This is a genomic window from Pseudomonas sp. B2M1-30 (genome assembly GCF_025447575.1).
Taxonomy (GTDB): Bacteria; Pseudomonadota; Gammaproteobacteria; order Pseudomonadales; family Pseudomonadaceae; genus Aquipseudomonas; species Aquipseudomonas botevensis.
Window position 1 is genome coordinate 203895 of the sequence record NZ_JAOEJT010000003.1, and the last position, 15589, is coordinate 219483.

The following is a 15589-nucleotide window of genomic DNA, read 5'->3' on the forward strand; positions in this document are numbered from 1 at the left end:
TCCTTCCCCTTTGTGCTCTGGAGACCTCACATGTCTGATTTCTCTGGCCTGGCGCTGGTGATCGAGCCGAGCGACCTGCTCCCGCGCCTCGAATCCCGCGATCTGATTCTGGTGGATCTGACCAGTGCCGCCCGTTATGCCGAGGGTCATATTCCCGGCGCACGCTTTGTCGACCCCAAACGCACCCAATTGGGTCAGGCGCCGGCCCCGGGCCTGCTGCCGACCCGGGAAAAACTCGAAGAACTGTTCGGCGAACTGGGCCATCGCCCGGACGCGGTCTACGTGGTCTATGACGACGAAGGCGGCGGTTGGGCCGGGCGCTTCATCTGGCTGCTCGACGTGATCGGCCACGACAAGTACCACTACCTCGATGGCGGTCTGCCGGCCTGGCTGGCAGAAGGCTCGCCGATGTCGATCCAGATCCCGCCGGCGGTCGGCGGCCCGGTGGCCCTGACCCTGCGCGACGAGCCGACCGCCACCCGCGAATACCTGCAAAGCCGTCTGGGCGCCGCCGACCTGGCGATCTGGGATGCGCGCGGGCCACTGGAATACTCCGGCGAAAAAGTCCTGGCGGCCAAGGGCGGACACATTCCCGGCGCGGTCAATTTCGAATGGACGGCGGGCATGGATCAGGCCCGTCACTTGCGCATTCGCAGCGACATGCCGCAGATCCTCGAACAACTGGGCATCACGCCCGACAAGGAAATCATTACCCACTGCCAGACCCATCACCGGTCCGGTTTCACTTATCTGGTGGCCAAGGCCCTCGGTTATCCGCGAGTCAAGGGCTACGCCGGTTCCTGGGGCGAATGGGGCAACCACCCCGACACGCCCGTCGAGCTTTAAGGTTTTTAAGGACAGTCAATGAAAGAGCGTTTGTTTATCCTCAGCCAGTACCTGCTGCCTCACCACTTGCTGTCGCGCCTGGCCGGCTGCATCGCCGAGTGCCGCGTGCGCTGGTTCAAGAATGCGTTCACCACCTGGTTCGCCAAGCGTTATCAGGTGGACATGTCGCAAGCACTGGTTGAAGACGTGACCGCCTACGAGCATTTCAACGCCTTCTTCACCCGCGCCCTGAAAGACGGCGCACGTCCGCTGGATCAGACGCCGGGGGCGATCCTCAGCCCGGCCGACGGCGCGGTCAGCCAGCTCGGCCCGATCGAACACGGTCGCGTATTCCAGGCCAAGGGCCACAGTTTCAGCGTGCTCGAACTGCTGGGCGGCGATACCGCGAACGCCGCGCCTTTCATGGGCGGCGACTTCGCCACCATTTACCTGTCGCCGAAGGACTACCACCGCGTACACATGCCGCTGGCCGGCACCCTGCGCGAAATGGTCTACATCCCGGGCCGGATCTTCTCGGTCAACCAGACTACCGCTGAAAACGTGCCAGAGCTGTTCGCCCGTAACGAGCGCGTGGCGTGCATCTTCGACACCGAGCGCGGGCCAATGGCCGTGGTGCTGGTGGGCGCGATGATCGTGGCCTCGATCGAAACCGTCTGGGCCGGTCTGGTCACGCCGCCGAAACGCGAACTGAAGACCTTCCGCTACGACGAAGCCGCCCGCGCGCCGATTCATCTGGAAAAAGGTGCGGAACTGGGGCGCTTCAAGCTGGGATCCACCGCCATCGTGCTGTTCGGGCCTGATCAAGTGAAGTGGGCCGAGGAACTGGCGGCTGGTTCGCCGGTGCAAATGGGCCAGGCCCTGGCCCTGCCGAACGCCTGACCATCCCCGTGCAGGCTGCGCTCCTGATTTGCCGAAAATCGAGAGCGCAGCCTGGCGTCACCGGGCAACTCCGGCCCCTCCCCGCACCAACGCAACGGCCCATTTGCTGCTATGGTTTTTGGCATGAGCCAGACCATCCCCCCACCTCAGCTGCGCGCCCCGACCCCGACACAGTTGCGCCTGTCCTTCTGTGAGGCCAACCCGCGCGACCTCAGACGCTGGATCGCCGGCCTGCCCAAGGCCAATATCGGCGAGACGGCCCGTCAGCTGTATCAAGGCCTGGGCGAACTCAACCAACTGCTGACCCCCAGCGACAATCGTCTGCAATTGCTGGAACTGTTGCGCCCCGAGGTGTACTTCGTCTGCCAGCATCTGGAGCGACACTTCCTCCATCAGGCCATCATGCTCGATGACCGCTCGCGCAAAATCGTCAACCTCTGCCAGGCCCTGCAAAGCCAGCTGGCCAACGGCTACAAACAGATCGTTCTGCGGATCGCGCCGAAGTACACCAAGGCGCGAGCGGAGCTGGTCAGCCTGTCCCTGCAACGGGCCACCCATGCGCTCAAGGGGCAATTGCTACGGGCGACGCAGCTTTACAGCCCGGCGCCGGAGCATCTGTGGTTCGAGTTGCATCAGTTGTATCGCACGGCCAGCCAGTTGCAGTTGCAACATCGGGGCGTGCGCGATGACCTGGCCAGCCTCACCCGTGAATTGAGCGTCGAACAGACCTACCTCGCTGCCCTGCTGCTGGGCAGCGCTCGCTGCAATCAACTGCGCCAGAACCAGATCGCGCGACTGGCGGAGGTGCTGGAACCGTGGAGCGCGTGGCTGAAATTGCCCCCGGATGCAGCCACCGACGGCTTGTTCGCGATATCCGCCGAACTCGACGCCGGGCCGCGCTACCGCAGCATGTTTCGCAGTGAGCAACAGGCCGGGATGCTCGGTTTCGATCCGCAGCCCCTGGTGGAGGCCATCGAAGCCCACCTGCTGCACCACCCCACTTCGACGCCGCTGCCGATTCCGGCGGGGCTGAGCCTGGATACCCTGCAGCATCTGCACGCCACCTGGGGTCAGGCGGCCGAGCGCAGTTTCCAGCGCACCGTCGGCCAGGGCAACCTGACCGTGTGCGTCGGCATGAGCGCCCTGCACTTCTATCTCGGCGGCGAACGCTCGTTCAGCGAAATGCTCAAGCACCCCGGCGCCCGCACTGCCAACTTCAACAGTGCAGTGGCCAAGGGCGAAAAGGACAGTTGGAGCCAGGCCTTCGACGCCGCGCCGCAAAGCAAGAGCGACGAATTCCTGCCCTACGAGGAAATCCTCTACGAACCGCTGATCGAAGACGAAGACAACACTGACAGTCCACCGCACTACCCGACCTACGCTTTGCCAGTGATCAACCACAGCCCCGGCGGTTATTGCCTGGCCTGGCCGAAAGAAGTGCCCGCCGAATTGCAGGCCGGGGAAATGGTCGGCATTCAGGACACCGCAAGCCAGGGCTGGAGCATTGCCGTGGTGCGCTGGATCCGCCAGGTACGCGGTGCCGGCACGCAAATGGGCATCGAACTGGTGGCCCCTCACGCGCAGCCATGCGGGTTGCAACTGGTGCGCTCGCGGGACGATCACAGCCACTATCTGCGCGGTCTGCTGCTGCCGGAGATCAGCGCCATCGACCTGCCCGCCACATTGCTCGCACCGCGCCTGCCGTTCCAGGAGGGCAGCAAAGTGCTGATCAACACCCACGGCGAAGAGCACCGCGCCGGGCTGGACCGGCGGGTGGCGAGCACTCACAGTTTCAATCAGTTTGCTTATCGGTCGCTGGATAGCGCACAGAATGGCGGCAGCGAAGAGGATTTCGATTCGTTGTGGAAGTCGCTTTGAGCGGCATCAGCCAAATCGAGGCGCCCCCTTCGCGGGCTTGCCCGCGAAGAGTCCGCATACAACTCAGAGTTGCCCGTCGCGATCCCGGAAGCCCAGCAGATACAGCACGCCATCCAGCCCCAGGGTGGAAATCGCCTGTTTGGCCGACTGCTTGACCAGCGGCTTGGCGCGGAACGCCACGCCCAGGCCGGCAATCGCCAGCATCGGCAGATCGTTGGCGCCGTCGCCGACCGCAATGGTCTGCTCCAGACGCAAGCCTTCCTTCTGCGCCAGCTCCTTCAACAGGTCAGCCTTGCGCTGGGCATCAACGATCGGCTCGACCGCCACGCCCGTGCATTTGCCATCGACCACTTGCAGTTCGTTGGCGAACACGTAGTCGATGCCGAGCTTGGCCTGCAACTGCTTGGCGAAGTAGGTGAAGCCGCCGGACAGGATCGCGGTCTTGTAACCCAGACGCTTGAGTTCGGCGAACAGGGTTTCCGCGCCTTCGGTCAGACGCAGCGAAGCGCCGATGGAGTCCAGCACGCTGACGTCCAGGCCCTTGAGCAACGCCAGGCGCTCCTTGAAGCTGGCGCGGAAATCCAGCTCGCCGGCCATTGCCCGTTCGGTGATTTCCGAAACCTTGTCACCCACGCCGGCCGCCTTCGCCAGCTCGTCGATGACTTCGGCCTCGATCAGGGTCGAGTCCATGTCGAACACCGCCAGACGGCGATTGCGGCGGAACAGCGAATCTTCCTGGAAGGCGATGTCAACGTTCAGCTCCTGGGCGACGCTGAGGAATTCGGCGCGCAGGGCCTGCGGATCCGCCGCTTCGCCACGTACGGAGAACTCGATGCAGCCCTTGCCCTTGTCGGCCGGCGTGTCCAGCGGCATGCGTCCCGACAGACGGTCGATGTGATCGATGTTCAGGCCGTATTTGGCGGTGATCGAGCTCACGGCCTGCAACTGGCCGGCAGTCACTTTGCGGGTCAGCAGGGTGACGATGTGGCGCTTCTTGCCCTGGTTGCCCACCCACTGCTGGTAATCCTCTTCGGACACCGGGGTGAAACGCACCTGCTGCTCGAGTTCATAGCCCTTGAACAGGATGTCCTTGAGCACCGACTGGCCTTGCTCGGTGTCGGGAATTTCAACCAGGATGCCGAACGACAGGGTGTCGTGGATCACCGCCTGACCGATGTCGAGAATGTTCACACCACCCTGGGCCAGAACGCCGGTAATGGCCGCAGTCAGACCCGGACGATCGGATCCGGTGATGTTAATCAGGACGATTTCGCGCAACGCGCACCCCCGCAACTGGAAAAAAACCGCATTCTACCCACTTTCAGTGACCATCGGGCACCGCCAGCGCTTTGCCGGTCTAGGGCCTGTCGCTATACTGCGCGTCAACTTCACGGACAAAAGAGCCGAGCTCAGTGAACCGGCCCACGCCAGTTAAAACCGATAACTTCTTCCTGCTGATCTTCCGTGCACTGCGCCACCGCCGTGTACCGATTGCATTGCGCATCGCCAGCCATAACGTGATCCTGGTCGCTCTGGCCCTGGTGATCTACGCCTGCGTGATGGGTTTGCAGTTCAAGCAGGCCATGCACGAGCAGGCCGATGCGCTGGGTGAAAGCCTGACCACGCAGACCGCCACCTCCGCCACCGAACTGCTGGTGTCCAACGACATCCTCAGTCTCAACGTGCTGCTGAACAACCTGACCAAGAACAAACTGGTGGCCCACGCGGCCATCTACAGCGTGGACAACCGCATCCTCGCCGAGTCCGGTCAGCGTCCCAAGCACGGTCTGCTGGGCGAAGCCGAAGGCATGTACGAGAGCAAGATCACCTTCCAGGACGTGACCGCCGGGCAACTGCGCATCAGCCTGGACATGGATCAGTTCCAGCAGCCGATGACCATCAGCCTGCAAAGCATGGGCATTCTGAGTGCAATCCTGTTGGCGCTCGCCCTGGCTCTGAGCCTGCGTCTGGGCCGGCACATTTCCACGCCGCTGCTGCAACTGCGGGTGTGGCTGCGCCGGATTGACGAATTCACCCCGGGCATCGAGCGTCAGGACGAAATCGGCGACCTCGCCCGTCAACTGCACGCCAGCTACGCTCCGGAACCGGCCGAACCCGAGCCTGAGCCGGAACCGGAACTCGAAGACGACGAGCCGGAATTCGAAGTGCGCAACCTGCGCGACCCGAGTTTCGACGAGAGCCGGCCGATGGCCGCGCAAAAGCCGGCGCCACGCCATGTGGTCAGCACCGTCGAGGACGACGAAGATGACGACGCGTTCGCCGACCTGCGCGACGAATCGCTGAACGAAACCGCGCCACCGGCCGTTCGCCAGCCAACCCCGAACGTGCCGCAACACACGGCGGTGCTGGCGGTGCAACTGGGTTCCCAGGAGCAACTGCGACGCCTGCCGCGCGCACGCCTGGAAGAACTGCTGGAGCGCTATCGCGACTGCCTCGATCAGGCCGCTTCGCTGTATCAGGGCGAAATCGAGACGCTGAACGACGGCAGCACCCTGATGCTGTTCCACAGCGAAGACAGCGGCGACGACTACCTGACCAACGCCATCTGCTGCGGCGAACTGCTGCGAGCGCTGGGCCATCAGTTGCAGATCGAAGTCGCCGACAGCGGCATCACCCTGCAATTGCAGCTGGGCCTGACCCTCGGCGACGAACTGTTCGGCCTGAGCCAGATCGACCTGCTGCTGACCGACTCCGCCCAGGACGCACTCGCGCTGTCGCAACACAGCCGCAACCTGCTGCTGGTGGAGCGCAAGATCAGCGACGACGCGCTGATCCGCCAGCGTGCGCGGATCCGCCCGATCGCCAGCCCCGAGGGCGCTTGCTGCGTGGAGCGGTTGATGGAGCCTTATCCGTCGATGCTGGAGCGGCAACTGGCGCGGATGCATGAGCGCCGGGCCTGAGGCCTGATACGGTTGTAAACGAAGCCCGCAGATGAGTGATTGTCTGCGGGCTTTTTGTTGGCAGTGAAAGCCCCTTCACCCTAGCCCTCTCCCTGAGGGAAAGGGAACCGATTGAGGGATGCTCAGGCGTCACACCGACCTGAGCGCGCCGTGCCGAATCCGGAATCAGCACTTCGCCCCATCGCTAGCAGCTCTATAATCGACACGATCCTCCAGGTCGATGGACAGCGTCAGACACCACGGTCGGCTCCCTCTCACCCTGAGAGAGGGCTGGGGTGAGGGGCTTTTGATCTTCTACCCGTTCCCCAGACACAACAAAGCCCGCACAAGGCGGGCTCTGTTTTCAAGCAGTCCAGGCTTAGAAGCGGAACACTTCCATGTCCGTGCGGATCGGTGAAGCCATTGGAATCTTCGGCTGCTTCTCGGTTTCCGCTGCTGGCGCCGCCGGTTTCGGCGCCGGTTTGCGCGGTGCCTCGGCGACCGGTGGCTGGTTGGCCAGTGGCTTGAGCGCCACCGACAACTGCTCGGCCAGACGCTGCAACAGCACGCCCTGGGCCTGAACCTGCGCAGCAGTGGTCCCGGCATGCTGCTCTTGCAGATGCACAATGCGGTTGTCACGGACCTGACCACGACGGTCGATCAGGCGCCATTGGGCATCGAGAATCGCCGGTTGCGCCTTGCCCGAATCCAGGCGAGTGATGGTCAGCAAGACCTGCACGTCCGGGCTGAAGCCCAACGTGGCGGGTGCCAGCACTACACGCTGGCTGTCCAGATGACCGGCAACCTGACGCAACAGCAGTTGATCGATATCCGACGAAAGGCTGCCGGCCCACCGACCATCGGCCGAAGCTTGCAGGCTGCCATCCGGTTGACGCTGCAGCAGCGTCTCGCGTTGCAGGTAATCGGCCACGACCACAGGGCCTAACAATACCGCCATGCCCGCGCTTTGCGCAGGCTGAGCCGGACTTCCGCTGTCCAGCTGATACAGCGACACCGGCTGGTGAACGCTGCAACCCGCCAGGCCAAGAACGCCGGCGAGCAGGAAAATAAGGGGGCGCAGAGAAGTCATCATCCCGTCCAGGTGGTTGCCACAAGGCTGACCACAGTGAAAATACTCAATAAATATGAAGAACGCTCGGCCACGCCGGCGATGGAAAGGCCATATCATCCGTGAATATGCGTTCCGACTCCAGCGCCAAAGCGCCGATCTACGGGTTAAATCGTAGATCTGGCGCTCTAGGACGCTTAATTGAGGTTTTCGACGAGCAGCGCATCCACCCGCTGGAAGCCACGAGGCAACTTGTTACCACGCCGCCCACGCTCACCCTTGTAGTGTTCGAGGTCGTCGGCTTTCAGCGACAGGGTACGTTTTCCGGCCTGCAACACCAGTGTGGCGCCATCCGGAATGACGGCGATGTCCGTGACATATTCTTCGCGACTGGCGACACGTTCACCGGAAATCCCGATGATCTTGTTGCCTTTGCCCTTTCCTAATTGTGGCAGATCGCTGATTTTGAAGATCAGCAGGCGACCCTCGGTCGTGACCGAGGCCAGCCAGTTCTGCTCGCGGTCGGGCACCGGACGCGGCGCGATCACCTTGGCGTTGTTCGGCAGGCTTAGCAGGGCCTTGCCGGCCTTGTTCTTGGCTTGCAGGTCTTCACCCTTGACCACGAAACCATAGCCGGCATCGGATGCGATCACGTACAGGCCGTCGTCTTCCGGCATCAGCACGCATTCGAACGTCGCCCCCGGCGGTGGGGTCAGACGGCCGGTCAGCGGCTCGCCCTGGCCCCGGGCCGATGGCAGTGTGTGGGTAGCCAGCGAGTAGCTGCGCCCCGTGGAGTCGATGACCACGGCCGACTGGTTGGAACGCCCCGCCGCCGAAGTCTTGAAGCCATCACCCGCCTTGTACGACAGGCCGGTGGCATCGATCTCGTGCCCCTTGGCCGAACGAATCCAGCCTTTTTCCGACAGCACGACGGTGACTTTCTCATTCGGCAGCAGATCGTGCTCGGTCAGTGCCTTGGCTTCGGCACGCTCGACGATTGGCGAGCGGCGGTCATCGCCGTAGGTTTCGGCATCCTTGATCAACTCGCTGCGCACCAGCTTCTTCAGCTTGGTTTCGCTGCTCAGCAGCGCCTGCAGCTTGGCCTGCTCCTTGAGCAGTTCGTCCTGCTCGTCGCGCAGCTTCATCTCTTCCAGTCGCGCCAACTGACGCAGACGGGTGTCGAGGATGTAGTCGGCCTGGATTTCGCTGAGGGCGAAACGCTCGATCAGTTTGGCCTTCGGTTGATCCTCGGTGCGGATGATGTGAATCACTTCATCCAGGTTGAGGTAAGCGATCAGCAAACCGTCCAACAGGTGCAGGCGACGCTCGACCTTGTCGAGGCGGAATTGCAGGCGGCGACGCACGGTCAGCACGCGGAATTCCAGCCACTCGACCAGCAGCGCCCGCAGGTTTTTCAGCTGCGGCTTGCCGTCCAGACCGATGATGTTGACGTTGACCCGGTAGGTCGACTCCAGCTCGGTGCTGGCGAACAGGTGCTGCATCAGCGCTTCGTGGTCGACGCGGCTGTTGACCGGGATGATCACGATGCGGCACGGGTTTTCGTGGTCGGATTCGTCGCGCAGGTCAGCGATCTGCGGGGCTTTCGACGGTTTGGCCTGCATCAGCGCGGCGATCTGCTCCAGCACTTTGGCCCCGGAGACTTGATGCGGCAGCGCGGTGACGATGATGTCGCCATCCTCGACGTGGTACACGGCGCGCATGCGCACCGAACCCTTGCCGGTTTCGTACATTTTCAGCAGGTCGGCACGCGGGGTGATGATTTCCGCTTCGGTCGGATAATCCGGCCCCTGAATGTGTTCGCAAAGCTGCTCGACCGTGGCTTTCGGCTCATCGAGCAGACGCACGCAGGCGCTGGCGACCTCACGCAGGTTATGCGGCGGCACGTCGGTGGCCATGCCCACGGCGATACCGGTGGTGCCGTTGAGCAGAATGTTCGGCAGACGCGCCGGCAGCACCAGCGGCTCCTGCAGGGTGCCGTCGAAGTTCGGCCCCCAGTCCGCCGTGCCCTGGCCCAGCTCGCTGAGCAGCACTTCGGAATAACGCGACAGCCGCGCCTCGGTGTAACGCATGGCGGCGAAGGACTTCGGATCGTCCGGCGCACCCCAGTTGCCCTGGCCGTCCACCAGCGTGTAGCGATAGCTGAACGGCTGGGCCATCAGCACCATCGCTTCGTAGCACGCCGAGTCGCCGTGGGGGTGGAACTTGCCGAGCACGTCGCCGACGGTACGCGCCGACTTCTTGTGCTTGGAATCGGCGTCCAGCCCCAGCTCGCTCATGGCGTAGACGATACGCCGCTGTACCGGTTTCAGACCGTCGCCGATATGCGGCAGGGCACGGTCCATGATCACGTACATGGAGTAGTTGAGGTAGGCATTTTCGGTGAAGTCAGCCAGCGACCGGCGTTCTACGCCATCTAAGCTGTCTGCAAGGTTGTCGCTCATGCGGGCCTCATCGGTTCGTTGTCTGGCGCAGCAGCATGGTGCCGCCGCGCTGAGTAAATTCAAGTTTGTTCAGGGCGCTCATGCCGAGCAACACCTGATCGCCATGCAGGCCCGGCGCCACCAGCGCGCGGACGTCCCGCAGCACGATGTCGCCCAGTTGCAGGCGGTCGATCCGGGTCCGATAGCCCTGGCTCAGGCCATTGGCCGTGCTCAGGGTCACACCGAAACCTTCTTCCAGCTTCAGGCTTTTCGCCACGTCGGCCGGGATGGCCACGTCGGTCGCGCCGGTGTCGAGCATGAACTCCACCGGCTGACCGTTGATCTGGCCGCTGGCGACAAAATGCCCTTGGGCGTTGCCGGCCAGCTTCACTTCAATAAAACCGTCGCCCTGCTGCGAACTGACCACCACGTTCGGATTCTGCTGGCGATCTTCCCATTGGCCGAAAAACCGCGTCGCCAGAAACAGCGCCGCGCACCACGCCAGAATCATCAACACCCGACCGGCACGCTTGCCCGGCGGTTGCTGGCTCATGGCTTGGCGCTCCAGCCGCCGTCTGGCGCGGCGAAACGCCAGACGATCGGGCGAACCTCGCCATCGGCGCGAGGACCAAAATTGTTGTCGACGCCGATCCAGGCACCCTGAGCATCGATAACCAGCGCCTCTTCCAGCCCAAAGTTCTGCGAATAGCGACGATTTCCCTGCAACAACTCGGCCGCGTAAGACCAGCAAAGCTCGACCTTGGCCGTCTGCGCATCGCGACGACAGATCTGGTAGGCGTTGCGCTCAAGGGTAAACAGTTTGCCGTTGAACAATGACAGGTCGGAAAAATCCCGGTTGACCGGCCTGGCTTTGGGAAACTGCGGCGGTTGCATTTCCATCCCGCCTTCACTGAGCAGCACACAGCGACCGTCACAATCCCACACCGTCTGTTGGCGCTTGATCAGCAACAAACCCCGGCTTTGCCGCTCGGCGGCCAGCCACATCTGATCGCCCGCCGGATTGATCGCCAGGCCCTCGAAGATCGCATTGAATTGCAGCAACATGCCGCTGGCGCGCGCCTCGCGAACCATCATCGGAGAGATTTTCAGCCACGACGACGGCCCCTGCGGCGGCACTTGCAACACCGCGGCGTGGCCTTCACTGACAATGTAGCGATTACCGGCGCTGTCGCAGGTGATCCCTTCGAAGTCCAGATCGCCACCACGGACGAACGACGCCGCCCAGGTCCGCGATTTGATGCCCCACGGCAAGCCGCTGTCGGGTACTGGCGGCGGCTCGATGCGCACGGCAGTCGCCTGCCAGACCGGGTCACGGGTATCGAGACGGTAGATCTGGTCATCGTCGCGATCCGAAACCGTCCACAGCTCGTTGCCGCACAGGGCCAGCCCCGACAGATTGCCGCCGCGCATGCCTTCGACCGGGTGCTCGGCGAGCACGCGCAGCTCTTGCACAGGCTCCGCCGACACCCCCATCGAACCCAGCAGCAACGCACCCGCCAAGGCCCAGCCAAACCGCATCAGGCCAGCACCTCGGCGAGGTTGCCCTTGGATTCGAGCCAGGTCTTGCGGTCACCGGCGCGCTTCTTCGCCAGCAGCATGTCCATCATTTCCGAGGTTTCGGCGAAGTCGTCCCCGAGGGTCAACTGCACCAGACGCCGGGTGTTCGGGTCCATGGTGGTTTCACGCAGTTGCGGCGGGTTCATTTCACCCAGGCCCTTGAATCGAGTGACCTGCGGCTTGCCCCGTTTCTTCTCGGCCACCAGGCGATCAAGAATCCCGTCGCGCTCGGCGTCGTCCAGGGCGTAGAAAATCTCTTTGCCGAGGTCGATGCGGTACAGCGGCGGCATCGCCACGTAGACATGACCGGCATCCACCAGCGGGCGGAAATGCTGGACGAACAAGGCGCAGAGCAGCGTCGCGATGTGCAGACCGTCGGAGTCGGCGTCGGCGAGGATGCAGATCTTGCCGTAGCGCAACTGGCTCATGTCTTCGGCGCCCGGATCGACCCCGATGGCGACGGCGATGTTGTGGACTTCCTGGCTCGCCAGTACTTCGCTGCCGTCGACTTCCCAGGTGTTGAGGATCTTGCCGCGCAACGGCAGGATCGCCTGGAATTCCTTGTCCCGCGCCTGCTTGGCCGAGCCGCCGGCGGAATCACCTTCGACCAGGAACAGTTCGGAACGCATCGGGTCCTGCCCTGCGCAGTCCGCCAGTTTGCCCGGCAGCGCCGGCCCTTGGGTGATGCGCTTGCGCTCGACTTTCTTGCTCGCCTTCAGACGACGACCGGCGTTGCTGATCGCCAGCTCCGCCAGAGCCAGGCCGGTTTCCGGGTTGGCATTGAGCCACAGGCTGAACGCGTCCTTGACCACACCGGACACGAACGCCGCCGCTTCGCGGGACGACAGACGCTCCTTGGTCTGGCCGGAGAATTGCGGTTCCTGCATTTTCATCGACAGGACGAACGCGATGCGCTCCCAGACGTCTTCCGGCGCCAGCTTCACGCCGCGCGGCAGCAGACTGCGGAATTCGCAGAACTCGCGCATCGCGTCGAGCAGTCCCTGGCGCAAACCGTTGACGTGGGTGCCGCCCTGCTCCGTCGGGATCAGGTTGACGTAGCTTTCAGTGACCGAAGTGCCGCCTTCCGGCAGCCACAGCAACGCCCACTCGACCGCTTCCTTGGTGCCGGCCAGGTTGCCGCAGAACGGCGCATCCGGCAGACGCTCGAACTCGCTGACCGCGTCCACCAGATAGGAGCGCAGGCCATCTTCGTAATGCCACTCGACCTTTTCGCCGGTGCCTTTGTCTTCGAAGCTGATCAACAGCCCCGGACACAGCACGGCCTTGGCCTTGAGCACATGCTTGAGGCGACTGATGGAGAATTTCGGCGAGTCGAAATATTTCGGGTCCGGCGAGAAATACACGCTGGTCCCGGTGTTGCGCTTGCCGACAGTGCCGATCACTTCCAGATCGGTCGCCTTGAAGCCGTCGGCGAAGGTCATCTGGTATTCGTTGCCGTCACGTTTGACCCGCACCCGCACCTGGGTCGACAAGGCGTTGACCACGGAAATACCGACCCCGTGCAGACCGCCGGAGAACTGGTAGTTCTTGTTGGAAAACTTGCCGCCCGCATGGAGCTTGGTCAGGATCAGCTCGACACCCGACACGCCCTCTTCCGGGTGAATGTCGACCGGCATGCCGCGACCGTCGTCGCAGACTTCCAGCGAGTGGTCGGCGTGAAGGATGACCTGGATCGATTTGGCGTGGCCGGCCAGGGCTTCGTCGACGCTGTTGTCGATGACTTCCTGGGCAAGGTGGTTCGGCCGACTGGTGTCGGTGTACATGCCCGGGCGTTTGCGCACCGGGTCGAGGCCCGAGAGGACTTCGATGGCGTCTGCGTTATAGGAGCTAGCGCTGGGAGTGGCCATAGGGTCTCGTCGTCAGTGATTCAATGAAAAATGGGGCAAGCGATCACAACGCGGTGAAATCGATTGCCTGATACAAATCGGCGCCAATGCCGGCAAAACTCAGCAACGCCGGCAATTGCCCGGCAAACCCCTGGAAACTGTGGTCGCCGCCGGCCTGAATGCGCAAGGCACAGGCCCGGTAATACAGCTGGGCATGGCGATAGTCCAGCGTTTCGTCCCCGGTCTGCAACCACACCTGATAACGCTGCGGATCCTGGGGCGCCGGCACTTCCAGCCCGGCCAGGGCCGTCACGTGGTCGTGGGTCAATTCCCAGGTTTCGTCGGTATACAGGTTTTTCTGCGTGCCCAGATAGCCGTCGAACATCCGGTGCGGACTCACGGCCGGGTTGACCAGCAGGGCTTTCAGCCCATGACGCTCGGCCAGGTGAGTCGCATAGTAGCCGCCGAGCGAACTTCCCACCAGCAACGGCCGGCCGAGTTCGGCAATCGCCCGCTCCAACTGACCGATGGCCTCGCGCGGATGGTGATGCAGCGCAGGAACCCGCCGATCGCTCAGGCCCAATTGCTCCATCACGGCGACCAGTTGGCAGGCCTTTTTCGAGGCGGGTGCGCTGTTGAAACCGTGGATATAGAGGATCGAACCGGACATTGGAGCTCCCTGGGCGTCGGTTAAGGAAAACGGAGTTTACAGGGAGAAAGGCTCGGCTTGTGGTTAAAAAAGCCCCTCACCCTAACCCTCCCGAAACGTCGGACCGCCCGGGGATAGAGGGGACTGATCGAGGCAGCAGTGAAGAATATGTACATCCACCAGAACCAGGTCTGCTCCAGGCCGCCTTCATAGGCAAGCCCACTCCCACAAAAGCAAAAGCAAAAGCAAAGGCAAAGGCAAAGGCAAAGGCAAAGGCAAAGGCAAAGGCAAAGGCAAAGGCAAAAGCAGCCCGCGAAGTCCGCATCCGCTTCTCACCACTCAACACAATGAGCGCTAGCTCGAGTACCGCTTTTGATCTTGCCGTGCCGGCCCCTTCGGCAGGCTGAGTGGAGGGATTTATCCGGGGGTGGGAGCGCAGCGACCGTTCGACGAAGTCGAACACATCGAGAGGAGGTGCAGCGAAGCAAACCGTAGGCGATGCCCCCGGATGGATCCCGGAACGAAGGAACCCCGAGCCTAGGCGAGGGGCCGAACGTTGGGGCAAGACTTTTTGGTTACTTTTGGGGCGTTTGCCAAAAGTGACCCGACCGTCAGGGCGGAACCGAAAGCAGCCGTTACCGCAGCAACGGATATGTACCCGGTAGTCCGATCAACCTAGTACCCATCAGACCCATAATCAACCGTAAACTCAAACCCGGTAACCCGCTCCACCCCAGTCTCCAACCGCCCGTCAGGCAACAACCGCAACCACCGATACCCCGGCGCCTGCTCCCCGACCTTGAAATCCTCACTCCCCGGCTCGAACTGAATACAAGTCGAAGGCGAAGCAATCAACCGCACGCCATTTCGCTCCCGATCAATCTCCTGATGCACATGCCCCCACAACACCGCACGCACCTGAGGAAACCGATCCAGCACCTCGAAAAACGCCTCAGGATTACGTAACCCGATCGGCTCCATCCAGGCACACCCGATCGACACCGGATGATGATGGAAGCACACCAGATGATGCCGCTGCGGCGCCTCGCTCAACGCGCGCGCCAGCAACTGCAACTGATCGTCCTGCAAATACCCCGGCACCGAACCCGGCACCGCCGAATCCAGCAGGGTCACCCGCCAGTTGCCGATGTCGACCACCGACTCGAGCAACGCACTTTGCACGGCGGCTTCGGCCATGATCTGCGGCTCGTCGTGGTTGCCGGGAATCCAGCGCGCCGGCGCATCGAGCTGCGCGGTCAGGCTGCGAAACTGTTGATACGACTCCAGCGTGCCGTCCTGGGACAAATCCCCGGAGGCAACCACCAGATCGATCTTCGGCTGCTGTTCGAGCACCAGTTCGATGACCTTTTGCAGGCTCTCGCGGGTGTTCATGCCCAGCAGCGTGCCGTCCGCTTCGGCGAACAAATGACTGTCGGAGATTTGCACCAGCAACGCCGCGTCGGCGGTGGTCAGAGTCGATACGCTCGGCAAGGCGTTCTCCC

12 protein-coding genes are annotated in these 15589 nt (G+C 62.8%); 4 read left to right on the forward strand and 8 right to left on the reverse strand.

The window, feature by feature from the left end; genetic code table 11:
• Positions 1–30 precede the first annotated feature (30 nt).
• The 3 genes from N8H74_RS07585 to N8H74_RS07595 all read left to right on the forward strand — a co-directional run bounded on the left by N8H74_RS07585 (position 31) and on the right by N8H74_RS07595 (position 3603).
• Positions 31–846, forward strand: coding sequence for a rhodanese-like domain-containing protein (locus N8H74_RS07585; RefSeq protein ID WP_262146808.1), 816 nt, complete (start codon positions 31–33; stop codon positions 844–846).
• Positions 847–864: 18 nt separating this feature from the next.
• Entirely contained in the window at positions 865–1725 is an 861-nt protein-coding gene (gene asd / locus N8H74_RS07590) for an archaetidylserine decarboxylase (protein WP_217832749.1), read from the forward strand.
• 123 nt (positions 1726–1848) lie between these two features.
• On the forward strand, positions 1849–3603 hold the full coding sequence (locus N8H74_RS07595) for a molecular chaperone (RefSeq protein ID WP_262146809.1): 1755 nt from the start codon (positions 1849–1851) through the stop codon (positions 3601–3603).
• Positions 3604–3666: 63 nt separating this feature from the next.
• Here N8H74_RS07595 and serB read toward each other — a convergent pair whose 3' ends face one another.
• Positions 3667–4881, reverse strand: a complete 1215-nt coding sequence (serB, locus tag N8H74_RS07600) for a phosphoserine phosphatase SerB (protein WP_262146810.1) — start codon at positions 4879–4881, stop codon at positions 3667–3669.
• Between the two features lie 134 nt (positions 4882–5015).
• Between serB and N8H74_RS07605 the strand changes: the two genes are divergently transcribed.
• Complete coding sequence (locus tag N8H74_RS07605; protein ID WP_217832752.1) at positions 5016–6524, forward strand: AhpA/YtjB family protein; 1509 nt, start codon at positions 5016–5018, stop codon at positions 6522–6524.
• A 358-nt stretch (positions 6525–6882) separates the two neighbouring features.
• On the opposite strand, the gene N8H74_RS07610 is transcribed toward N8H74_RS07605, so the two are convergent.
• The 7 genes from N8H74_RS07610 to cpdA form a co-directional block, all read right to left on the reverse strand.
• Positions 6883–7593, reverse strand: coding sequence for an ABC-type transport auxiliary lipoprotein family protein (locus N8H74_RS07610; protein WP_217832753.1), 711 nt, complete (start codon positions 7591–7593; stop codon positions 6883–6885).
• 176 nt (positions 7594–7769) lie between these two features.
• A complete protein-coding gene (gene parC / locus N8H74_RS07615; protein WP_217832754.1) occupies positions 7770–10034 on the reverse strand; it encodes a DNA topoisomerase IV subunit A in 2265 nt (754 codons plus the stop codon).
• A 7-nt stretch (positions 10035–10041) separates the two neighbouring features.
• Positions 10042–10566, reverse strand: a complete 525-nt coding sequence (locus N8H74_RS07620; RefSeq protein ID WP_217832755.1) for a TIGR02281 family clan AA aspartic protease — start codon at positions 10564–10566, stop codon at positions 10042–10044.
• Positions 10563–11552: an esterase-like activity of phytase family protein gene (locus tag N8H74_RS07625; protein ID WP_217832756.1), complete on the reverse strand. Its 990-nt coding sequence runs from the start codon at positions 11550–11552 to the stop codon at positions 10563–10565. The genes N8H74_RS07620 and N8H74_RS07625 overlap by 4 nt, the downstream gene beginning before the upstream one ends.
• On the reverse strand, positions 11552–13459 hold the full coding sequence (gene parE, locus N8H74_RS07630) for a DNA topoisomerase IV subunit B (RefSeq protein WP_217832757.1): 1908 nt from the start codon (positions 13457–13459) through the stop codon (positions 11552–11554). The genes N8H74_RS07625 and parE overlap by 1 nt, the downstream gene beginning before the upstream one ends.
• Positions 13460–13502: 43 nt before the next feature.
• Positions 13503–14108 carry a YqiA/YcfP family alpha/beta fold hydrolase gene (locus N8H74_RS07635; protein WP_262146811.1) on the reverse strand — a complete coding sequence of 202 codons (606 nt, stop codon included), beginning with the start codon at positions 14106–14108 and terminating at the stop codon, positions 13503–13505.
• Between the two features lie 654 nt (positions 14109–14762).
• The gene (gene cpdA, locus N8H74_RS07640; protein WP_262146812.1) at positions 14763–15578 is read right to left on the reverse strand and encodes a 3',5'-cyclic-AMP phosphodiesterase; all 816 of its coding nucleotides are present in this window, start codon (positions 15576–15578) and stop codon (positions 14763–14765) included.
• Positions 15579–15589: the final 11 nt, after the last annotated feature.